The 22,414-nt window shown below is 71.1% G+C and carries 15 protein-coding genes and 3 pseudogenes; 6 read left to right on the forward strand and 12 right to left on the reverse strand.

Annotation, left to right across the window (positions count from 1 at the left end; translation table 11 throughout):
* Positions 1–1,352, forward strand: a pseudogene (locus tag ABZ693_RS25755) (hypothetical protein); the annotation flags it as partial.
* A gap of 13 nt (positions 1,353–1,365) precedes the next feature.
* The gene (locus tag ABZ693_RS25760; RefSeq protein ID WP_359881646.1) at positions 1,366–2,079 is read left to right on the forward strand and encodes a hypothetical protein; all 714 of its coding nucleotides are present in this window, start codon (positions 1,366–1,368) and stop codon (positions 2,077–2,079) included.
* On the opposite strand, the pseudogene ABZ693_RS25765 reads toward ABZ693_RS25760, so the two are convergent.
* The 5 genes and pseudogenes from ABZ693_RS25765 to ABZ693_RS25785 form a co-directional block, all read right to left on the reverse strand.
* A pseudogene (locus tag ABZ693_RS25765) lies at positions 2,067–2,870 on the reverse strand (IS5 family transposase). The gene ABZ693_RS25760 and the pseudogene ABZ693_RS25765 overlap by 13 nt on opposite strands.
* A 99-nt stretch (positions 2,871–2,969) precedes the next feature.
* Entirely contained in the window at positions 2,970–4,934 is a 1,965-nt protein-coding gene (locus tag ABZ693_RS25770) for an ATP-binding protein (protein ID WP_359881649.1), read from the reverse strand.
* A 38-nt stretch (positions 4,935–4,972) separates the two neighbouring features.
* Positions 4,973–5,545 (reverse strand): annotated as a pseudogene (locus ABZ693_RS25775) (Pvc16 family protein); the annotation flags it as partial.
* Positions 5,546–5,552: 7 nt separating this feature from the next.
* Positions 5,553–7,595: an HYR domain-containing protein gene (locus ABZ693_RS25780; RefSeq protein WP_359881652.1), complete on the reverse strand. Its 2,043-nt coding sequence runs from the start codon at positions 7,593–7,595 to the stop codon at positions 5,553–5,555.
* A 142-nt stretch (positions 7,596–7,737) separates the two neighbouring features.
* Complete coding sequence (locus ABZ693_RS25785) at positions 7,738–8,367, reverse strand: helix-turn-helix transcriptional regulator (protein WP_359881655.1); 630 nt, start codon at positions 8,365–8,367, stop codon at positions 7,738–7,740.
* A gap of 274 nt (positions 8,368–8,641) precedes the next feature.
* Here ABZ693_RS25785 and ABZ693_RS25790 point away from each other — a divergent pair, with 274 nt between their 5' ends.
* On the forward strand, positions 8,642–9,985 hold the full coding sequence (locus tag ABZ693_RS25790) for a COG1470 family protein (protein WP_359881657.1): 1,344 nt from the start codon (positions 8,642–8,644) through the stop codon (positions 9,983–9,985).
* A gap of 51 nt (positions 9,986–10,036) precedes the next feature.
* Here the strand turns inward: ABZ693_RS25790 and ABZ693_RS25795 are convergent, their stop codons facing one another.
* On the reverse strand, positions 10,037–10,951 hold the full coding sequence (locus ABZ693_RS25795; RefSeq protein ID WP_359881660.1) for an eCIS core domain-containing protein: 915 nt from the start codon (positions 10,949–10,951) through the stop codon (positions 10,037–10,039).
* Between the two features lie 334 nt (positions 10,952–11,285).
* Here ABZ693_RS25795 and ABZ693_RS25800 point away from each other — a divergent pair, with 334 nt between their 5' ends.
* The gene (locus ABZ693_RS25800) at positions 11,286–12,953 is read left to right on the forward strand and encodes an adenosine deaminase family protein (protein ID WP_359881662.1); all 1,668 of its coding nucleotides are present in this window, start codon (positions 11,286–11,288) and stop codon (positions 12,951–12,953) included.
* 70 nt (positions 12,954–13,023) lie between these two features.
* Here ABZ693_RS25800 and helR read toward each other — a convergent pair whose 3' ends face one another.
* A complete protein-coding gene (helR, locus tag ABZ693_RS25805; RefSeq protein ID WP_435842538.1) occupies positions 13,024–15,237 on the reverse strand; it encodes an RNA polymerase recycling motor ATPase HelR in 2,214 nt (737 codons plus the stop codon).
* Between the two features lie 242 nt (positions 15,238–15,479).
* Here helR and ABZ693_RS25810 point away from each other — a divergent pair, with 242 nt between their 5' ends.
* A complete protein-coding gene (locus ABZ693_RS25810; RefSeq protein ID WP_359881668.1) occupies positions 15,480–15,896 on the forward strand; it encodes a hypothetical protein in 417 nt (138 codons plus the stop codon).
* An 81-nt stretch (positions 15,897–15,977) separates the two neighbouring features.
* Entirely contained in the window at positions 15,978–16,601 is a 624-nt protein-coding gene (locus ABZ693_RS25815; RefSeq protein WP_359881671.1) for a histidine phosphatase family protein, read from the forward strand.
* Between the two features lie 78 nt (positions 16,602–16,679).
* On the opposite strand, the gene ABZ693_RS25820 is transcribed toward ABZ693_RS25815, so the two are convergent.
* From ABZ693_RS25820 to ABZ693_RS25840, 5 genes are all read right to left on the reverse strand, one after another.
* Entirely contained in the window at positions 16,680–17,258 is a 579-nt protein-coding gene (locus tag ABZ693_RS25820) for an EF-hand domain-containing protein (protein WP_359881674.1), read from the reverse strand.
* Between the two features lie 77 nt (positions 17,259–17,335).
* Positions 17,336–18,769, reverse strand: coding sequence for a cytochrome P450 (locus tag ABZ693_RS25825; RefSeq protein ID WP_359881676.1), 1,434 nt, complete (start codon positions 18,767–18,769; stop codon positions 17,336–17,338).
* Complete coding sequence (locus tag ABZ693_RS25830; protein ID WP_359881679.1) at positions 18,766–20,274, reverse strand: cytochrome P450; 1,509 nt, start codon at positions 20,272–20,274, stop codon at positions 18,766–18,768. Before ABZ693_RS25830 ends, ABZ693_RS25825 begins: the two co-directional genes overlap by 4 nt.
* Before the next feature lie 8 nt (positions 20,275–20,282).
* Positions 20,283–21,290, reverse strand: coding sequence for a terpene synthase family protein (locus tag ABZ693_RS25835; RefSeq protein ID WP_359881682.1), 1,008 nt, complete (start codon positions 21,288–21,290; stop codon positions 20,283–20,285).
* 208 nt (positions 21,291–21,498) lie between these two features.
* Positions 21,499–22,317, reverse strand: a complete 819-nt coding sequence (locus ABZ693_RS25840) for a LuxR C-terminal-related transcriptional regulator (RefSeq protein WP_359881684.1) — start codon at positions 22,315–22,317, stop codon at positions 21,499–21,501.
* Between the last annotated feature and the right edge of the window lie 97 nt (positions 22,318–22,414).

Consider the following 22,414-nt stretch of genomic DNA (forward strand, 5'->3'; position numbering starts at 1 on the left):
CCGCCCTCGCCACCAGCATCCCCCTCCTCATCGGCTTCCTCGCCTCCCTCCTCGGCATCGGCAACCTCGCCAACAAAGTCAAATCCGTCTTCCACACCGTCTCCAAACCCGTCAACCGCGCCATCGACAAACTCGTCGACCTCATCGCCAAAAAAGGCAAAGCCCTCTGGAGAAAATTCAAAGGAAAGGCGCCATCTAAGGAGTTTGATTCCAAAGGGGACGAGAAGAGGGAAAGTCGTAAGCGGCGTGAATTGCCACAAGCGATTATGCGGGCGAGAGAGATTGTCGGCGAGGCGGAGAGGGAAAGGAAAACTCCGAAGTCCCTTCTGGTTGAGCTGAAAAACCTCAGAGGTAAATTCGGCTGGATTCGGAACTTCCGCCTGGAGGGCTCCAAGCCTGCTGTCGTCATTCTGATTGCCAGCCGTCATCAAGTCTCGGAATTTAACAACCTTCCGTCGGCCCAGCAGCTGCAGCAAGTGACAGCTGTTCGTCAGATGGCGCATGCGTCAGTTGATTCGCTTAAGGAGGTGTACCAGGGTGGGAGAGTTTCGAGGGCGCTAGAAAGAAGCCCTGCAGTGAGGGATCAGATAAAGGTTAGGTATTCAAGTATTTGCGTTGTTGTTGACGGCCGTAAGACTTGGGAGCGGGAATATCGACGCGCGATAGAAGGGAATCCTACGCGTAAGTCTTTGATTGAAATTGGGCGAAAGTATCTCGACTGCCATGAAGACGCGCTAAAGCTCACGGAGGAGCTGGAGAACCTAAAGGCTACGACGCCGCCAAGAGTCGGTGACCTGGTGGATGTGAGATGGGGAGAGAATTCCTGGGTCCCCAGCAAGGTGACAGGGGTGACGGGAGGGGCGTTTGAATATAGGGCCCTGAGTGACTATGGAAAATCTCACGCCGGGGTGTATCCGCTCAGTCAGCCATGGAGGGAATTCGATCCGAATAGGCACTATAAGAAGGGTTCCGGGTGGGATCGAATAAAGAATAAGGATTCATGGAATAACTATCCTGATGCCAGGCAGACCCTTAACTATCGCCACCATGAAAGTTTCCAGAATCCATTCGAAATGGAGTGGCATCATATACATGAGCAGAGTGCTAATGGTCCGAACTCTGTGGATAACTTGACCCTCTCTCATCGCAGCCAGAACGCAGCATTCAATCACTGGTTTAATCGTCCTCAAAATGGCACAAATGGCGTTAAGTTGCGCGAATATTTAAAGGGTATCGGGGCGACACCGGATCAGCACAGGGAATGGGGTGATGTCTGCCTTGAGAAGCATGGGTTGAAAGTCGAGTCAGTGGATCGTGGGCGTGGTCGCTATCAAATCTTGGTACCCAAGTGATGGGAGCGAGTGTATGAAGGTGAAGGAAGTTCTCGAGCTGGCGAGTCCGCCAAGCGTGGAGATCCTCCACATGCTGCACGAAATTGGTGGACTGGAGGGGGAGGAGTCAACCCTTTGGGAGGTCCCTAGCGGCAGTGGTGACCTTCTTGTATCCGATCTCGCGGATCGATTTGGAATTGAGGCCATGGTTACATTCCGGTTGCTGCCAGAGCAGGCTGATTCGATGGGTGACCTGGCCGCATACTTGAACCTGGAATCCTTGGAGGAAGGGGATTGGTTCGAGCCTGAAGATTTGGCTATTCTTCGAGATCCCAGAGATCTTAGTTGCGTGGTTAGTTCGGCGTTGATGGAGAGTATCGAAGCCTTGTGTAAGGGGCTTACCTGGACACCGTGTCCGGAATTTGGATATGCTCACCGCCTTTCAGGTGTTCCGAACTTTCCTGAACCTCTAATGGTGCCGCGCCCAGTGAGCATGATGCAAGGGGAAACGGGCATGTGGCTCGTGCAGAGTGATGGTATTGAGGTCCTGAGTCCTGGTAACGTCAAGTTCCTTAGGGTTGCAGGTATTGCCGACTCGGCCAAATGTGTGGCTGCTGGAAGGGAGGTGCGAAGGCTTCGGATTCCTGTCTTCTCCGGGAGGGTTATTAAACTCCTGGAGAATGGTGAAATTCAAGGAATGGCAGGTCCTCCGATTTATCTTTTACTGAACCTCTTTCATCCCGAATAGTCGCAGGTCAAGAGTGTGTGGACAGCTTGGACGATGGTGCCGATGCGGCGGGTGGAACAGCGGGCCCGCCGGAGTAGTCGCCAGGACTTCAGCTGGGCGAAGGCGCGTTCGCCGGGAGCCCGGAGGCGTGCGTGCTCGCGGTTGAACTGCTGGTAGTGCGCGGGTTGTTCACGGATGTTCTTGTATGGGGTGCGGACAGTGGCGCCGGCGCCCTGGTAGGCGCGGTCGGCAAGGACGAGGATCTGCCGGGTGAGGCGGGCTTGGACGATGCCGTGGGCGCGGGCCGCGGTCAGGTCGTGCGTGCGGCCCGGCGTCGCACGGGAGAACCACAGCGGTGCCGTCCGGGGTCGCGATGACCTGGACGTTCATGCCGTGCTTGCGGTGCTTTTGCGAGTAGTACGGTTCGTCCGCGGCGATACGGTCGGTGGGGATGAGTGTCCCATCGACGATGACGAAGTCGCCCTCGCCGAGCCCGACCAGGGCCTCGTGCAGGCCCGGTGCCCAAGCAGCCAGGACGTCCAGGGTCTCGTCGACGTAGCGCCAGGCGGTCGCTTCCGAGACCCCGAACCCAGCACCCACCTGCGCGAACGTCTCATTCTTGCGGAGATGTGCCAGTGTCAGCAGGGCCTGTCTGAAGCAGCTCAGCCTCCGCCACGGCGAACGCAGTTCACGCCTTCGGGCGTAGAGCAGCCAGGAGACGTGCCCGACCAGCTCGTGCGGGACGTCGAGCGTGGCAGGATACGGAACCAACGAAGCCCCCCGGCCGTCGGCGTGTTGAGTGAGATCACCACACCAACGACGAGGGGCTTCTTCATGTCACCACCCTGCCGACCAGCCTGTTTCACCCTTCAGACCCCAGGGTGAAAGAGGCTCACTGAACTCGTGCTGAACTAATGCAAAAGTAGGCGCGCGTACGGGCCGAACTCCGAGGCCAGGGTCAGGCGGCCCAGTTTCTGGTATTCCCTCTGCACCGCGTGGATCAGCATCGGCATCGTCAGCGGGGAGGCGGCCTCCGCCGCCAGGTAGGCGGAGGTCACCGCGATCGAGCGGATGTTGCCTCCCGACAGTTCGAAGGCCTCGGCGCAGAAGTCGAGGTCCAGGTCGCCGGCGCGGGGGAGGTGCGGGCCCAGGGTGCGGTCCCAGAGGAGGAGGCGCTGGGTGGGGTCCGGGACCGGGAAGTCGATGATCAGGTCGAGGCGGCGGGTGAAGGCGTCGTCCAGGTTGGCGCGGAGGTTGGTGGCCAGGATGGCGAGGCCGTCGAAGGACTCCATCCGCTGGAGCAGGTAGGCCGACTCGACGTTCGCGTAGCGGTCGTGGGCGTCCTTCACGTCGGAGCGTTTGCCGAAGATGGCGTCCGCCTCGTCGAAGAGGAGGACGCCGTTCACGCCGGCCGCCTCCGAGAAGATGCGCTCCAGGTTCTTCTCGGTCTCGCCCACGTACTTGTCGATGACCGTCGCCAGGTCGACGGTGTACAGGTCGAGGCCCAGGTCCGACGCGATGACCTCCGCCGACATCGTCTTGCCCGTGCCGGAGTCGCCCGCGAACAGCGCGGCGACGCCGCGGCCCCGGCCGCCGCCCGGGCGCATCGACCAGGTGCCGAGGACGTGGTCGCGGTGCCGGGCGCGGGCGGTCAGTTCGCGGAGCTGGGCCTCGGTGTCCGGCGGGAGGACCAGGTCGTCCCAGCCGACGGTAGGTTCGATGCGTCGGGCCAGCCGGTCCAGCCCCGCCGCGTTCTGGGCCCGGGCCCCCTGCCGTACGTGCTCCGCCGTCACCGGGCCCGCCTCCAGGCGCGCCGACTGCACCGCCGCCCGCGCCGACCGTACGATCTGCTCCGGGGTGAGGAGGAACGGGGAGAGGAGCGAAGGGAGATCCAGGTCGATCGGGGCCCCCGCGCTCTCGCGCCACAACTCCGCCCGCGCCTCCGGGTTCACCCGCGGCGCCCGCACAAGCAGCGGTGGCCGGCCCGACCAGGCCGCGTCCCACGGCACCCGGCCCACCAGCGCCACCGGCACCGGCAGGTCCGTGACCATCCGCAGCAGGCCCGCCCGCTCCCGCGCCACCGCGTCGACCTGGGCGCACACCAGCCCCGCGCCCGTCAGCCGCGCCTCGCGCAGCAGGCATCGCACCGCCTCCGCCGGCGCCGGATCCTCCGCGAGCCGGGCCAGGTCGACGCCCAGCACCGCCCGCCCCGCCGCCTCCAGCGCCGACGAGGCCAGCGCCGTCCCCGCGCCGCCCTGTTCCTCCCGCAGATAGACGAGGCCCGTGCCATCGGCGAGGAGCCGGGCCAGCGGCGCCGGGTCGCCGACACCCCGAACGGGCTCCCACGGCGCGCGTACGTCCACCAGTCGCGCGTCCGGGGTGTCGTCGCCGAGCAGGAACGCGGTCACCCGGTCTGGCACCCGGAGCGCCCGCCCCAGGAACGGCCGTTCACGGTCCTCCACCAGGAGCAGGCCGCCCGCCCGCAACGGCGCCCGCTCGCCCAGCCGCGCCCGTGACTCGCGGTCCGCGTGCGCCACCCCGCACAGCCCGAGCGCCAGGCCGATCGACGGCCGGCGCCGCGTGACGTCGTCGTTGAGGTAGCCGTAGAACGCCTCGAACCGGTCGTCCAGATCCGGCAGCAGCGCGACCAGCAGGATCTCCACGTCCAGCACTGATAGACCGAACTCCCGGGCCATCTTGCCGAGTCGGGAGTCGGCAGCGGGCGCGGCGAGCGGGTGTACGCCGGGGAAGGAGCGGTGCTCCTCCAACAGCCGCTCCACGGCCTCCTCCGTCAGGTACAGGCCGCGGAAGCCGTCGTCCGGATCAGGGTCCACCTCCCGGCGCGCCTCGACGGCGTGCCGTACCCGACGTTCCATCTCCCGTGCCAGCGAAAGAAGTTCCGCCGTCAACGCCCGACCTCGCCGATCCGCACGTCGATACCCTCCTCGCCGACCGGCGGCCCGGCCACGTACCGCGGCGACGCCGTCACCGGCACACTCACCACCAGGTCGAGCGACGGCTTCAGCTCGCCGCCCAGCGCGCTCCACACATCGGCGAACGACCGGTCCTCCGGCGGCGGCAGGGCGATCGACATCGGCACGGCCGTACCGATCTCCGCGAGGGTGCCGGTGAGCCGCGCCGGAGGCAGCGCCTCGTACCGCAGCAGACACGCCAACAGCGAGGACAGCAGCCGGTGTTCGTCCTCCGGGCGCTTGGTCCAGGCAGTGATCAGATACGACAGTTTGAAGTAGCGCGGCGGCCGGCGCCGGGCCACGACCACGCCCCGCTCGTCGTACTCGTTGTGCAGTCCGCGCTCCCGGCGCCGCATGTCCTCGCGGATGTCGTACAGATACAGGTTCACCGTCGGCGCGTTGACCTTCGCCGCCCATTCCCTCGTCGGCGCGTCGAAGACCACCGCCACCTGCCCGCCCTCCAGGACCTCGGCACGGATCAGGGCCCGCAGGACGTCGTCCACCTCGTGGATCACGAACCCGTCACCCCCGTCCCGCGAAGTCCGGCGGCTGCAAGGCGCGTTGGATGACGAGAACGGGCTTCTCCAGCCGCTCCAGTCCGCGCACCTCGGCGCGCAGGTCGCGCGGTCCGAGCCGGTCCCTGCGCAGGATGAGGACCTGGGACTCGAAGCGGCCGTCCCGGCCCGCCGACAGAGGCGAACTGTCCGCCGTCAGGCCCGCCGACCAGCTGAGGCGCACCCGTTCACCCGGCGGGAAGTCCGTGCCCCGGACGATCACCGGTTCGCCCGGCCTTACCACCTGCGGCGTGACCTCCAGCCGGGGCTGGAGCACCCGCAGCGACGCCGTGGCCGTGTTGTCGCCGGTGTCCGGGTCGGCGGGGAAGCCGCGTACGGTCACCCGGACCGTGCCCGACATCGCCGCCCGGTACGTCGCCTTCTGCGTCACGACCACCCGGCCGCCCGGCGGGATCACACAGGGCGCGGCGGCGGTGCACCGGTCGGTCCGGGACAGGGTGCGGCGCGCGGAGTCCGTCGGCCCCGGCCAGGCCGCGGCGGTGACCACCGCGCGCGCCGGGTCCGGGCCCGCGTTGGTGAGCGTGTAGCGGGCGACGACCTCGCGGCCCACGTACGTACGGGACGGGGCGACGCTCATGGACACGGCCACGTCGGCGGAGGGCGGCACCGGCGGCGGCAGCACCCGGAACACCGCCGTGTCCGTACCGGTGTTGCCGGCCGAGTCCGTCGCCGTACACGTCACCGTCGTCGTGCCGACCGGGAAGAGCGTGCCGGACGCGGGCGTGCACGTCGGCGTCAGCGGACCGTCCTTGGCGTCCACGGCCGTCGCCGTGTAGTCGACCCGGACCCCGTCCTTGTCGATGCCGCGGGCCGTGCGGTCGTCGACGGTGACGACCGGCGCGGACACGTCGTTGACCGTGATCGCGATCTGCTGCCGGTACGCGGGGTCGTCGGCCGCCGTCGCCGAGACGCCTGGTGTGTCCGGCGCGAGCGTCCCGAGCAGGAACTGCACCGTGCACGTCAGCGTCGCGCCCTGCGGCGCGTCCGGGGCGACGGCGATGGTCTCGTCGAAGCCGGCGGTCTGGCCGCTGGTCACGTCGCGCGTGGGCGGGGCGAGGGTCACCGAGAGCCCGGGGTCGCAGGCGTCCAGCCGGTAGCCGACCCGGGTGGGGAGGTTGCTCAGGCCGTCGACGATCGCCTCGGCGACGCCGCTCGGGTCGATCGAGGGGAGCATCTTGCCGCCGGTTGCCCTGATGATCCGGGTGGCCTGCCCGGCCTCGGTCCGCGGATTCTCGATCTGGCCCGGGATGTTCGCGTATCCGGTGCCGTCCAGGCCGTCACCGACCGTGGTGGCGACATCGACGCCGACGACACGGACGTTCTTCTCCTGGAGTGCGCCGATCGTGTCGGCGATGCTGTGGCCGAGGCTGGGGCTGTGGCTGGAGGCGTCGCTGACGAGGACGACGACTGGGCTGGATCCCTCACGGAAGACGGTCTGCCCGTCGGCGCCGTTGGCGATCTGCCACAGGCCGTTGATCCAGTCCTCCGACGGGCCCATGCTGCCTTTGCCGAGCGTGATGTCGAGGGCATCCACGCCCTCGCCCAGCAGCTTGTCGTCCTGGGTGAGCGCCGCGGTGACCTTGAAGCCCGCGCCAGGGTCGACCTGCTGGTCGCCGAAGGTCGCCACCGCGAACCGGGCGTCCGGCTGCGCCGACCGCACGTTCGTGATGATGTTCGACAATCCCGTACGTACGTCCGTTTGTACGTCTTCCATGCTCAGCGTCCCGTCCACCAGCAGCACCACCTCCGGCCGAGGCGGCACCACCGGCGTCAGGACCCGCTTGTCGACCGCGAGGGACTGTCCCGGGTCCAGGGCCCTGGTCACACTGGCCGGTGTCACCGGTGGTATCGGCCGATCCGGATCAGCCGAAGGCAGTGCCATGGCGGACGTGCTCGCCGGGATCGTGCCCGCGGCGAGCAGCAACAGGGCGGCGAGGACGGTGCGCCCCGTGCCCTTGGACCTGCCGGCCGGCGACTGGAACCAGCGCACGGAACAACCCCCTCGCCCCTGACGGTCTTCCGCCCGAGGATCGCGCACCCGGCCCGGCCTGTCCCGTACGCGAAGTCCCGTACGAGGGAAGCCCGAGGTGCCCCAACGGGCAACAGTCGCGCCTCGCGCCTCGTTCCCGGGATCAGATCAGCCCCTGCCGCATCGCGTACGCCACCGCGTGCGAGCGGTTGCGCAGCTGCAGCCGGGTGATGACCGCGTGCAGCACGTTCTTGATGGTGCGTTCCGAGTACGAGAGCTTCGCCGCGATGTCCGCCGTGTCGTACCCCTCCGCCACCAGCCGCAGCACGTCCACCTCGCGCGCCGCGAGCCCGGTGAAGTGCAGCCCGCGCGGCCCGAGGACCTGGCCCTGGAGCCGGCCGACCTCCTCCAGGAGCCGTCCCACCAGATCGGACGGCAGATGCCCGGCGCCCTTCGCGACGGTGCCGATCACGTGCACCAGGTGCTCCGGGGTCGCCTCCGCGCGCCGGATCACCCCCGCGACCCCGCACTCCGCCGCGCTCACCAGCTTCTGCTCGTCGATGTCGGTGGTCACCAGCACCGTCCTGGCCGTACTGGTCCGCCGGATGTGCCGCAGCAGCCGCAGCACCTCCTCGTCGACCGCGTCGACGACCAGCACGACGACCTCGGGCGCCGGATCGGCGTTCTCGCTCCATTCGGTGACCGTGATCTCCGGACGGGCCCGCAGCTGACTCGTCACCCCCGCCTGCGAGATCGGGTCCTGCGCCCGCAGCGCCACAGTCGTTCGTTCCATGGTCATGCTCCCCCGGTGGAGGCGACCGCCCGCGCGCGTGCTGATGAGGTGTCCCACCGGAACCGAGTGCGACACCAGGCAAACCCGTCACGGCCGCCGGCGTTCAGAACACTGGAATTCGTCGACAACGCCGGTCTCATGCGTCATTCGGCGGTCTGGAAATGCCCTGCCACCCCGGCATGAAACGCCGCTCGCAGGTTTGGGCACCGAATCTGCCCGAATGTGTTCCTTCTCTGGCGATGCTGTGGAGCGGCCCGAGCCCTACGGTGCGCCCATGAGTCTTACGGCCAGCCTCGACGCGACCTCCGTCACCGCCGTACCGGGTGACGAGACGCGCCTGCCCCTCCAGGTCCGCAACTCCGGCTCCACCGTGGAGGAATACCGCTTCGAGGTGGCCGGGGCCTGTGCCGCCTGGGCGACGGTCGAACCCGCGAACCTCTCCCTCTACCCCGGCGACACGGCGACCGTGTCCGTCACCTTCCGGCCGCCCCGCGACTCCACGGTGCTCGCCGGCGAGACCCCCTTCGGGGTCCGCGTCATCCCCACCAGCGACCACGCCGAACCGGTCGTCCCGGAAGGCACGGTGGCGGTCGCGCCGTTCACCGAGGTCACCGCCGAACTGGTGCCGCGCGGCTCGCACGGCGTACGGCGCGGCGCGCACAAGATCGCGGTCGACAACCGGGGCAACGCCCCGCTCACCGTCGGCCTCGCCGCCCGCGCCGGCACCGAACGCACCCGGATCACCTTCGACCGCCCCGACCTGCGCATCGAACCCGGCCGGGCCTCGTTTGCCGAGCTGCGCGTCAAGCCCGGGCGGCTCCTGTGGCGCGGCACCGCCGTCACGCACACCTTCCAGGCCGTCGTTGCCACGCCCGCGCCCGAGGGCGAGGAACCGGCCGCCCCGGTCCTCCTCGACGGCTCCTACCAGCAGGAGGCGATCCTGCCGCGCTGGCTGCCGCGCGCCGTGATCCTCGCCTGCGTCCTCGCGCTGGCCTGCGTCGGCCTCTGGTACGGGCTGCTGCGCCCGGCCGTGAAGTCCGCGGCCCGCGAGGCCATCACCCCCGAGGTCATCGCCTCCGCCACCTCCGACCCCGCCAAGAACGGCGGCCAGTCGGCAGGTCGGACGGGCGGCCAGGGCGGCGGGAAGACCGGGGGCGCGGGCGGTGGCGGAGCGTCGGCGACCCCGACCCCGACCGTGAGCGTCAAGCCCTCCGCCCCGGCCACGCCCAAGCCCGGCACCGGGCCGCTTCCGCCGGCCGTGCCCACCAGTGCCCAGGTCAGGGTCAGGGACAGCGTCGGCGGCGGGGCGAGCAGCGACACGGCGCTCACCGTGCCCGCCAAGAAGACCTTCCGGGTCACCGACATCGTCGTCCAGAACCCGCAGGGCGACGCCGGATCCGTCGTCGTCACGGTCGGCCAGCGGACCTTCAGCCTCGCCCTGGAGAACTTCCGCGACTCGGACTACCACTTCGTCTCCCCGATCGTGGTGCCGGCCGGCAGCCGGCTGACCATGACGGTCGACTGCCGCAAGGTCGGCCGTCCGGTCAACGCCCCGACGCCCAGCCGCTGTTCGGTGTCGATGTTCGCCGGCGGCACGATGCAGCAGATCAAGCCCTGAACCCGCGGCCGGGGTCGAGGAATCGGCCCCGGCCCCGGCCCCGGTCAAGGCTCAGGCAGGCGGCGCCTCTTCTTCCTCCTCGGCGCCGCCTTCCGCCGCCCGCTGGACGAAGGAGCCCTGGACGTCGGCGGGTTGCTCGTCCTCGTCCTCCGTCGCGGCCCGCTGGACGGCGGGCGCCGCGGCGGCCGGCGCGGGACCGGCCGCGGCCGCCGGCTCGGGAGCGGCGACCGGCGCCGGATCGGCGGTCACCCGCTCCGCGTTGGCGACGGCCTCCCGCTCGAACCGGTCCGACGGATCGCTCACCCGGATCCCGCCCGGCGCCTCGGTCCCGTCGACCGGCCCGCTGCGCTGCTGGATCACATGCGTGAGCTCGTGCGCCAGCGTCGTGCGCCCCTGCGACGACGACGGATCGTAGGCGTCCCGCTGGAACACCACGTTGTTGCCCACCGTGTACGCGTGCGCCCCGATGCCCTTGGCGGACGCGTCGGCCGCGGTGTCGGTGTGGATCCGTACGTCGGAGAAGTCGGCGCCCATCCGCGCCTCCATGTCGCCGCGGGTGTCCGTGTCGAGCGGCTGTCCGCCGCCCGAGGCCAGCACGTCGTGGACCGGCGACCGCGCGCCCGGCGTCTCGGCCGGCTCGGCCTCCGCGACCTCCGCGGCCTCCTCGATGTGCTTCGCCCCGGCGGACCGGCTGCGCTGCACCATCGCCCCGACCGCCCCGTTGCCCACCGCCCGTTGGAGTACACCGAGGCCGGACGCCCCGACGACGTCCGTACGGCCCGCCGCGGCGGCCTCGAAGAGCCGGGCGGTCCCCGGGCCGTCGTCCCGGACACCGGAGCCACGCTCCCCGTCCAGGTGCCGGTCGTGCTCGTGCTCCGCCTGGAAGTCGTGGGCGGAATCGTGGTCGTGGTCCTGGTCGTGACCGTGCTCGTGGTCGTGCTGCCGGTCCTGTTCGTACGCGCTCATCGTCGGCTCCCCGCGGGTGACGGACGGTGCTCCGGGCGGCGCGCGGCCGCCCCGCTCCCCAGCCTGGTCACCGGCCGGTGCCCCGTCCAGTCCGGTCCCCGGCCGTCGGGTGCACGAAGCGCTGCCCGTTCGGGCAGGGCGCGGTGGACAGCCGCACGGGCAGAGCTACAGGCAGCGGCACGGACAGAGGGACGGGCAGGTGTGGACCGGAGCAACAGAAGCCCGCCGTACGGGCCTTCGCACGCGTTTCCCGGGATCCCTCGTGCGGGTGGAGTAACGCGGGAGCGGCGTCGAATAAGCCCGGACGGAGCGGCTCGCTCGCGATCATGCCCGGGTGACCCCTTCCCCTCTCGACCGGCCGACCGGTCGCCGCACCCCGCGCACGGCCGGAGCCCTCGCCGCCCTGGCCGCCCTGTGCGTCCTCCCCGCCCCGGCCGCCGTCGCCGCGCCCGCCGCGCCCGCCGCGCCCGCCGCGCCCGCCGCGCCCGCCGCGCCCGCCGTTCCCGCCGCCGCGCCTGCCTCGCCCGCTGTGCCGTCCACGCCGGGGGAGACCGGCGCCGAGGCCCGGCTTGCCGCGCTCCGAGGCCGACCCGAGGCGCTGCGCCGCTTCTTCGCCGCCCTCCCCAAGGGCGGTGAGCTGCACAACCACCTCTCCGGCGCCGTCACCACCGAGTACCTCATCGAACTCGCAGCCGAGGACGGTCTCTGCGTCGAACTGGCCACCGGGAAGGCCGTGCGGCCCCCGTGCGGTCCCGGAACCCGGGCCGCCGCCGACGCCCGCACCGACCCCGAACTGCGCACGATGCTGCTGCGGGCCTGGTCCATGGAGGACTTCCCGGCCGGGCAGTCCGGCCACGACCACTTCTTCGACACCTTCGACAAGTTCGGCGAGGTCACCGCGAGCCACCGGGGCAAGATGCTGGCCTCCGTCGCCGACGGCATCGCCCGGCAGAACCAGTTCTACCTGGAGACCATGGTCACCCCGGCCTCGGACGCCTCCAAGAAGCTGGCCTCCCAGGTCGGCTGGGACGCCGACCTGGCCAAGCTGCACGACAAGCTCGTCGCCGGCGGGAAACTCGACCGGGTCGTCGACCAGGCCGTCCAGGAGGCCGACGAGTCGGACGCGGAGTTCCGCCGCGAGTCCGCCTGCGGCACCGACCGGCAGCGCCCCGGCTGCGGCCTGACCATCCGCTGGATCTCCCAGGTGTCGCGCGGCAGTTCACGCGAGCGGGTGTTCACGCAGATGGCCACGGCCATGCGCCTGGAGGAGCGCGACCCGCGGTTCGTCGCCGTCAACCTCGTCCAGCCGGAGGACTGGGACAGCTCCTTGGAGAACTACAGCCTCCAGATGCGGATGCTGAAATACCTCAAGAGCGTCTACCCCAAGGCCCACATCACCCTGCACTCCGGTGAGTTGTGGCCCGGACTCGTCAAGCCCGAGCACCTCACCTTCCACATCCGCGACGCGGTGGACGTGGCCGGCGCCCAGCGGATCGGGCACGGCGTCGACCTCGTCCACGAGACCGGCTGGCAGCGCCTCACCGGCACCATGGCCCAGCGCGAGATCGCCGTGGAGGTGCCGTTCACCAGCAACGCCCAGATTCTTGGCGTCAAGGGCGACGACCACGCCTTCGTGCGGTACCGCGAGCGCGGCGTGCCCGTCGTGCTGGCCACCGACGACCCCGGCGTCTCCCGTATCGACATCACCCACGAGTACCAGTACGCCGCCGAGACCTACCGCCTCGGCTACCGCGACCTGAAGGACATGGCACGGGCGTCCCTGGAGTACGCCTTCCTGCCCGGTACGAGCCTGTGGCAGGGCAACCCGACCCGCGACGGCTACCGCCAGGCCCGCGCCTGCCGCTCCGAGGACCCCGGCAACGCCTACCCCGGCAAGGCATGCAAGCGTCTCCTCGACGGCAGCGCGAAGGCCCGGCTCCAGTGGGACCAGGAGGCCGCGTTCGTCGCGTTCGAGAAGTGGGCGGCGACCGGCCGCCGGTGACGCGTCACCCCGTACGTACGGCTGCCCCGCACCGAAGCACGGTGCGGGGCAGCCGTACGCCGGCGATACCTCAGCAGTCGTCGGTCAGCACGACCAGCTGCCGCGTGGCCCGGGTCATCGCCACATACCGGTCGACCGCGCCCGCCACGCCCGTGCCGAATCGTTCCGGCTCGACGATGACGACCAGGTCGAACTCCAGGCCCTTCGCCAGCCGCGGGCTCAGCGAGCGGACCCGCGGCCGCTCGCGGAACGCGGGAGCCCCGATCACACAGGCGACGCCCTCGGCGTGCTCCGCCAGCCAGCCGTCGAGCACCGACTCCAGCTCCGCCACCCGGCCGCGGCCCACCGGAATTCCCGAACCGCGCACCGACGTCGGCACGTTCGCGTCCGGCAGCGCCGCCCGGATGACCGGCTCGGCCTCGGCCATCACCTCTTCCGGGGTGCGGTAGTTGATGCTCAGCGAGGTCTGCTCGATCCGGTCGAAGCCGACCCGCTCCAGCCGCTCCCGCCACGACTCGGTGAAGCCCTCCCGGGCCTGCGCGCGGTCGCCGACGATGGTGAAGCTGCGGGACGGGCAGCGCCGCATCAGCATCCGCCACTCCGCGTCGGTGAGTTCCTGCGCCTCGTCCACCACGATGTGCCCGAACGGCCCGTCCAGCGGATCCCGCCGTTCGCCCGTCAGCGCCGCCTCGTCGATCAGGGTCGTCTGGAGGTCCTGGCCGTGCAGCATGGTCACCGCCCCCTCGCCGTCGGGGTCGGCCCGCACGATGTCCTCGATGACCCGGGCCATGCGGGCGCGCTCGGCGGCGGCCTCCGCCTCGCGCTGACGCTGCCGCCGGGACGCCTTGGGATCACCGAGCCGCTGCCGGGCCGCGTCGAGGAACGGCAGGTCGGACACGGTCCACGCCTGGGGCTCGGCACGCTGGAGCGCGCGGACCTCCTCCGGCGCGAGCCAGGGCGCGCACATCCGCAGATACGCGGGTACGGACCACAGGTCGCCGACCAGATCGGCCGCCTCCAGCAGCGGCCAGGACCGGTCGAGCGTGCCGACCAGTTCCTTGTCGTGCAGCAGCGCCCGGCGCAGCAGCCGCTCCGGAATCGCCTCCTCGTCCTCCTCCTCGCCCCGGCCGTCGTACGCGCGCCCGGCGGTCTGGGCCTCCAGCTTGTCCCGCAGGATCGCCACCAGCTCGTCCCAGATCCGGCCCCGGGCGTCGTTGTGCGGCGTACCGGGGTCGGGCGCGTCGAACGCCTCGGCCCACTCCCAGGCGCTCAGCGTCACCGCTCCCCACGGGGTGGTGACCGTCATGTCGTCGACCGGCGGCTCCTCGTAGAAGCGGACGCCCTTCTCGATCGCGCGCACCAGGTCCATGGACGACTTCAGCCGCGCCACCTCCGGGTCCGGCTCGGGCACCGCCCCCGTGCCCTCGGCGACGAGGTCCCGCACCGTGCAGGTCCGCACCCCGTCCTCGCCCAGACTGGGCAGGACATCGGAGACGTACGAGAGATACGGCTGGTGCGGACCGACGAACAGCACGCCGCCGCGCCGCTGCCCGAGCCGCGGGTCGGCGTGCAGGAGGTACGCCGAGCGGTGCAGGGCGACGACGGTCTTGCCCGTACCGGGGCCGCCGTCCACCACCAGCGGGCCGCGCGAGCCCGCCCGGATGATCGCGTCCTGGTCGGCCTGGATGGTGGCGAGCACGTCCCGCATCCGCTCCGAGCGGTTGCCGCCGAGGCTCGCGATGAACGCGGACTGGTCGTCGAGCGCGGCATGCCCGTCGAGCCCGTCGGCGGTGAACACCTCGTCCCAGTAGTCGCCGACCCGGCCGTCGCTCCAGCGGTACCGGCGGCGGCTGGCCAGGCCCATGGGCCGGGCGTGGGTCGCGGCGAAGAACGGCTCGGCGGCCGGGGCACGCCAGTCGAGCAGCAGCCGGCGGCCGGTGCTGTCGGTGAGCCCGATCCGTCCCACGTACACGGGGTCGGAGCCGTCCTCGGCGACCATCCGGCCCAGGCACAGATCGAGCCCGAAGCGGCGCAGGGTGCGCAGCCGCGCGGACAGCCGGTGGATCTCCTGGTCGCGCTCCAGAGCCTCCCGTCCGGCCCCGCCGGGTGCCTTGCGCAGGATGTCGAGCTGGTCGGACACCCCGGCGACGGTCTCGTCCAGGCAGGACGCGACGGCCGCGAAGTGGCGCTCGTCGTCGGCGATCAGCGCCGGGTCGGCCTTGGGGGACAGCTGGTCGGACAGAGCGAAAGGACGAAAGGAACTGGTCGAACTGGTGGCAGGCAAGGATGAAACTCCCGTAATCCGCAGGTCGGGCCTCGGCGTGCGATTCTGCGGCATGAAGGGGGCCTTGTGGCAAGGCCCCCCTCGTGCTATACGTTGAACATGGCGAGAGGTGGAGCACACCTGCTCGCCTTTCGTATTCCCGGCACCCTTCACCGGAGCGGTGGGACAGCACGGAAGCGTCGCCCAGGCGGGCGCGGGAAAACGCCTCGACCAGGCCCTCCGGCCCCCCTGATCATGGCCGCATGAACCTGGTCACATCGGCAGCGACCGCCCTTCAGGACCAGGCCGCTCTCTGGAGCGTGGGGGAGGTCACCTCCGGCGACGTCGTCGACGCCGCCTGCGACGCGCTCGTCGCCCGCCGGACGCTGGCCGGCGCCCTCACGCCCAACGAGCCGGCGTTCCGAGTCCACCTCCTCGGCGGCCACCGGCTGCCCCTGGCCCGGCGGCTCACCGAACTGGAGGACAGGTACCGGATGGCCGAGTGGGACGAAAGGCCGGAGGCGGGGATCGACGACGAAGTCATCGCCGAGGCCCGTCGGATCGCCCACCGTCCACATGTTCCCGTCCATGCTGACCCCGTCGACCCCGTCGGCCCCGTCGACCCCGTCGGCCCCGTCGGCCCCGCCGAGCCCGCCGATCTCCCCGACTCACCGGCCTGACGCAGGCCGGCGGAACCGGTCCGCCCGAGCCCGTCGTGCCTTCGTCCGTTCCCCTGACCGACGCCGCCGAAGGACCCGCCCATGCCCCGTACGGCCGCCCGCTCCCTCTATCTCACCCGCCACGGCGAGGCGACGCCGGACGAGAGCGCGCTGACGGAGGCGGGCCGCCGGCAGGCGGCCCTGCTCGGGGAGCGGCTGCGCGGGGTCCCGCTGACCGCGGTCCACCACGGGCCGCTCGCCCGTGCCGAGCAGACCGCCCGCCTGATCGGCGAGGAGCTCGACGGTGTCCCCCTGCGGTGCTCCGAGACGGCCGGCGACTACGTCCCGTACCTGCCGCCCCGCGACGAGCTGCCGCCGGAGGCGGCCGACGGCCTGATGGGCTTCCTCGCGCAGTTCACGGCCGAGGAGTGCGAGCGGGGGCCCCGGCTCGCGGCGGCGGCGCTCGCCGCGTTCACCGGACCCGTCGCCGGGGACGCACCGCGCCACGAGCTGGTGGTCACCCACAACTTCCTGGTCGGCTGGCTCGTCCGGGCCGCCCTCGACGCGCCGCGCTGGCGCTGGCTGGGCATCAACCACGCCAACGCGGCTCTGACCGTCATCCGCTACGCGCCCGGCCGGGCCCCGGCGGTCCTCCTGTTCAACGACACCGGCCACCTCCCCGCCGAACTGCGCTGGACCGGCTTCCCGCCGGAACTCCACGTCTGACCCCCGGCCCCCGCACAAGGGCGGCGGCCCCGGCACACGAGGTGCCGGGGCCGCCGCGTAGAAGCCGACGCGTTCGCGTCAGGCGACCGAGCCGAACATGGCCGCTCCGGGCGCCTTCGGGTCGTTGCTGGTCCAGACGTCGCGCGCGGCGCTCACGAACTCCTCGATGCTGACGGTCCCGTCGCCGTTGAGGTCGATACGGCGGAAGGTCTCGGCGCTGAGCGCCTCGTCGACACCGAACGCCTGGTAGATCCGCTCCACCTGCGAGCGGGTGAGCAGGCCGTCTCCCTCCTCGTCGGCCGCGCGGAAGGTGACCTCCGAAACGCGGATCATCTTGTCGACGTACTCCGGGTCCTGGTCGAGACCGCGGGCCGCCGCCGCGGTGAACTCCTCCCGACTGATATGGCCGTTGCCTTCGACGTCCGCGGCCTGGCGGATGGTCTCCCACCACGCCGCGAAGGTCCCCTGGATCTCGGCGAGCAGGCGCGGCTCCATGTGTTCGCGCAGTGCGACCATCCGCTGCGCCATGGTCCGGAAGTCGTCCGCGCCGAGGACCCCGTCACGGGTGATGTCGAGAGTGTCGAAGACCCGGTCGATGTTGGACTTCTGTACCTGTCCGAGCACTTGGTGTTCCTTTGCTTTCGAGGTCTTTCTCATGTCCCGATCTGAATCCGGGATTCCGGATTTCGGGCGGGTCCGTGGGCCTCTGCCGGGGCGGCGGGGTGGAGCGGGGGTCAGACGGCCTGGTGAGCCCGGCGCCGCGGGGTCATCACCACGCGGTCCGGGGAGAGGGCGGCGCCGGCGACTTCACGGGGCGCGCGGGCGGAGGCGGATTCCAGCCGCCACCGCTGGGCGAGGGTCGCCACGGTGAGGGCGAGCTGGGTGAGGGCGAAGTGGTCGCCGACGCATTTGTACGGGCCGGTGCTGAAGGGCAGATACGGCGGGCGCCGCGCGCCCTGCGGATCGCCGGCGGGTTCGTCGTGCTCGCGGCCGGGCCGGAACTCGGCGGGCCGTGGATAGATCGCCGGGTCCCGGTGCAGGGTGGCCGGGCTGAACACCAGCTCGGCCCCGGCGGGCACCCGCGCCGTCCCGAGCGTGACCGGGGCGGTCGGCCGGCGCATGAGGATCCACGCCGGACTGTGCAGCCGCAGCGTCTCGCGGACGACGCTGCGGGTGTACGGGAGCGACGGCAGGTCGTCGAAGCCGGCCGGGCGCCCGCCGAGGGCGGTGTCGACCTCCTCGAGCAGCCGGGTGCGCACCTCGGGGTGGACGGCGAGTTCGTGGTGCAGCCAGGTGAGCGTGGTGGCCACCGTCTCGATGCCCGCCGTCATGAAGGTCATGGTCTCGTCGCGCAGCTGCGTGTCACTCAGCGGCCGGCCGCTCTCGGGGTCCGGCGAGCCGATGAGCAGGGACAGCAGATCGTCCCGCTCCTTTCCGCCCTCTCCTGCCGGACCCCGGTCCGCCCGCTGCTCCCTCACCAGCTCGTCGACCAGCGCGCGCAGACCGTGCTGCGCCGCGTCGAAGCGCCGGTTGGCCGGGATCGGCAGCCGGTCGAGCCAGCCCGCCGGCAGGATGACCTTGCGGCCCATGCCCCGGACGAACACCGGCAGCCAGCGCTGGATCCGGCCGATCCGGTCGCTCCCGATTTCGCCGCCGAACAGCACGCGCGCCACGACCTCGCTGGTGAGCGCGTACATTTCGGCGCCGACGTCGATCGGCCGCCCCTCGGTCCAGCTCGCGCAGCGGGTGACGGCGACCTCCCGCATGACCTCCGCGTACGTCTTCAGCCGGTCCCGGTGGAAGGCGGGCTGGACGATCCGGCGGCGGCGCCGGTGGTCGGGCCCGTCGATGGTGAAGAGGTTGTCCCCCTGGTAGGGGCGGAACTTCTCGTGGAAGGTGCCCTTGCGGTAGCTCTCCACGTCGGCGGCGAGCACCTGCCGTACGAGCTCGGGGGAGTTGAGCACGTACACCTGCGCGGGGCCGATCCGGACCCGGACGATGTCGCCGTGGGCGCGGACCGACTGCAGCAGGCCGACGGGGTCGCGCAGCAGCGGCAGCGCGTGTCCGAGCAGCGGGAGGGCGCCCGGCGCGGTGGGGACGACGGCGTCGTCCGGGGTGGTGCGCGGAGGCCGGGCCACGCCCGGCGGGGCGTCCGGGACGGCGCTCATCGGACCTCCTCGGCCACGGCCGGCTCCGCCTCGTCCACGCGGCCGGTACGGGCGGACGCGGCATCCGGTCCGGCGGCGGGCCGGCGGTGCAGCCGCAGCCGCAGGCCGCGCGGCTCGATGATGCTGCGTCCGCTGATCGTCACCGGGGTCGCGTCCGCCGGGGCGAGCTTCCACTCGGCGAGCATCGAGGCCAGCGCCAGGGTGATGTTGTTGACGGAGAAGTCCCGGCCGACGCATTTACGGAAGCCGGTGCCGAACGGGATCATCGCGAGGGCCCGTTCGGCCTTCACCCAGCTCTGCGCGTCTCCGCTCCACCGCTCCGGGGCGAACCGCTCCGGGTCGGGGAACAGGTCGGGGCGGTGGTGCAGGATGTACGGGCTGATCAGGATGTCCGAGCCGGCCGGGATGCGATGGCCGCCCAGTTCGGTGTCGTGGACCGTGGTCCGGCTGAACAGCCAGGCCGCCGGGGTGATCCGGAAGCTCTCGGTGACGATGTCGGCCAGCGTGGTGAGCCGGGGCAGATGCGCGTGGCGCGCGGTGGCCCCGCCGCAGACGGCCCGCGCCTCGGCGGCGACCGCCTCGTCCAGGTCCGGGTGGCCGGCGAGATGGTGCAGGGTCCAGGCCAGCATGGACGCCGTGGTGCCGATGCCCGCGATGAACATCGTCATCACCTGTTCCCGCACCTCGGTGTCGGTGAGGGCCGCGCCCTCCTCGTCCGGGGTGAGGAGCATCGACAGCAGGTCGCCGCGGTCGCGGCCGTCACGCCGGTACGCGGCGATGGTGGCGTCGATCCGCTCGTACAGCGCGCGGCGCGCCTCCTCGTAGCGGCGGTTGGTGGGCAGCAGCGGCACGTGCCGGATGCCGGGGGCGACCATCCGTACGAAGGCGCCGCCGACCAGCGTGTCCACGTCGCGCAGGGTGTCCGCGATCCGGTCCTCGGCCGCGGTGCGGCCGTTCGCCGAAGCTCCGTCCGCCGCGTCCTCGCCGGTGAACCAGGAGGCGAACATGGTCGAGACGGTGATCCGCAGCGCCAGTTCCTGCATCACGCGGTACACGTCGAGGACCTCGCCCTCCCGCCACGCCGCCGTGACCGCCTCGATCTCCCGGCCCGCCAGCTCCGCGTAGTCCACCAGCTTGCGCGGGTGGAAGGCGGGCTGGGTGAGGCGCCGGAGCCGGGTGTGCTTGGCGTGCGGGCAGGTGGCGAGGCCGTCGCCGAAGAAGACGGCGATGTTCTCGAAGAAGGGGCCGCCCTTGTCGAAGTCGTGGCGTCCGGTGAGCAGGACCGGGCCGACCAGTTCGGGGGCGCAGACCACGTACGTACGGCGTGGTCCGAGCCGGATCTCCACCAGGTCGCCGTGCGCGGGCAGGGAGGTGAGGAAGCGGATGGGGTCGGTGAGCAGCTGCCGCAGATGGCCCAGGAGCGGCAGGGCGCCGGGGGCCTTCGGGACGGGGGCCGCGGTGCCCTCGGGGGCGAGGGCCGTGGTGGTGTCGGTTGTCGTCGCCATGTCGGTGTTCAGCTCTCCGCCCCGACCAGCAGGTCATTCGCCCAGTCGGGCAGCACGCGGTGCTCGTGGTGCCGGGCGGAGATCCCCTCCCATTCGTAGTCGCCGCAGATCCAGTCGTGGATGATCTCCGCGTACCCGAGCACCGCGTCCCGCTGGCCGGGTTCGAGGGCGTCGGCGAGCCGCCGCAGGTCCGTCGCCTCCAGCTCGACCAGCTCGTCGACCTTGCGCTGGGCGAGCCGGGAGCCGTACGCCATGGCCTCGCGCCGGGTGCAGTCACGGGTGCGCTCGATGAGGTGGATGGCGTTGTGTCCGCCGGTGACGTCCTCGTGCCGCAGGGACATCGAGTCGTTCCGTAACGCGACGAGATCGGCCCCGAGCCGGCGCATCCGGTGCAGCACGGGGTCGTGCCAGACGGCCGGGGCGACCTCGGTGCCGCCCCAGTGCTCGCCCAGGTCGTTCTGCCCGAAGGCGCAGGTGGTGGCGGCGCGCAGCGGGAAGTACGCGTCGAGGTCGGCGTGGACGCGGCCGTCGGTGCGGTCGATCGCCTCGGTGAGCTGCGAGGAGAAGTACGCGCTCCAGTGGTACGAGACGCGGGTGCGCAGCGCGGCGGACATGCCGTGCGTCATCCGGGGCCACAGGTCGGCGAAGGCCCGTACGGTGGGCGCGGGGTGGTGCTCCCCGCCGGGGAGGCCGTGCACGGTGTCGATGAGCGCGCCGCAGACGGCCGCGACGCGGCGTGGGTCACGGCCCAGTTCCCCGTCGAGCTGGTCGTCGAAGGGGAGGAAGTACCAGCCCATCATCTGTGCGGCGGTGGCGGCGTCGTCGGCGTCGGCGTGCGGGTAGAAGAAGCCGGCCACCTCCGCGAGCCGCCATGCGACGAAGTCGTCGACCGCGCTCTCGCCCTGAAGCAGGCCGAAGGCCCGCATCCAGTCGATCGCGCGTTCGCGCGCCTGTTCCAGATGCGGATTGCTCCGCAGCGGCCACGGGGTGGTGAACACCACGCCCTCGTACGTCACGGCCCGAACCCTTCCTCCGGAGAAAAACTGTCAAGGAAGGAAGGATCTTGAGTCGAAGACACCTACCGCAACGCCACGCCGATGAGTCCACCCGAACGAGCGAGATTGCGCACAGACAAGTGACGCCGGTCTGCTTGTCGGGTGAACGTGCAGGTCGAGGAGGAAGCGGAATGTTCAGCCCCGGATGGCGGTCACGCTTTCCCCTGCTTCAGGGCAGAGCTCCCGCGCGCCGCGCCGCCACCACCGCCTCAAGGCGGGTGTGGGCGCCCAGCTTGCGCATCGCCGAGCGCAGATAGCCCTTCACCGTCTCCGGGCTGAGACCGAGCCGCTTGGCCGCCGCCGCGTTCGTCGCCCCCGCCGCGACCGCCGCCAGGACGTCCGTCTCGCGCGGGGTGAGGACCACCGCCGGGACCTCGCCGTCCGGCCCGCCGCTGCCCGGCCGGGCGCCCGAGGCGGATTCGAGCCGGCCGCACACCGCCCACAGCCGCGCGCGCAGCTCCGGGTCGGCCACCTTCGGCGCCAGCTCGCGCAGCTCCCCGTACGCGAGCCGCATCTCCTCGCGCTCCGCCGCCAGCCGCCGCGCCTCGTCCCGTACGGCCAGCGACTGCTCCACGTCCCGGGCCGCCGCCACCGCCGCGTCGAGGACCCGCTCGCCGATCGGCAGGGCGTCGCGCAGCGCGCCGTACAGGACCCCGCGCACCTCCCGGCGTACGACGAGGGGCACCGCCATCACCGACCGCAGGCCCTCCGCCAGGACCGGCCGGTCGTACTCGTGGGTGATGTGCCGGGCGGAGGCGTAGTCCGTGACCGCGCACGGCCGCGACAGCGCCAGGCACTTCCCGCCCAGACCGGAGCCGGTCGAGATGGTCAGCCCGCGCAGCGCCGGCGTCACCGCCCCGCTCAGCTCCGCGATCCGCATCGCGCGGCCGTCGTGCAGCAGCCCGCCGAACACCACCTGGAGGCCCGTGGCGCGGCGCATCCGCAGCAGAGCGGCGCGCAGCTCCACCGATTCGACCTGCTCGGGCACAGTGCGCTCCTCCTCCCCGGCCGGCCGTGTCCGGGCCGGCCGCCGGACTACCCCCGAACGGGGGTAGTGAGACCTGGGTCACTGATTACACGATGTC

It is taken from the genome of Streptomyces laurentii, assembly GCF_040635425.1.
In the GTDB taxonomy this organism is placed as follows: Bacteria; Actinomycetota; Actinomycetes; order Streptomycetales; family Streptomycetaceae; genus Streptomyces; species Streptomyces laurentii.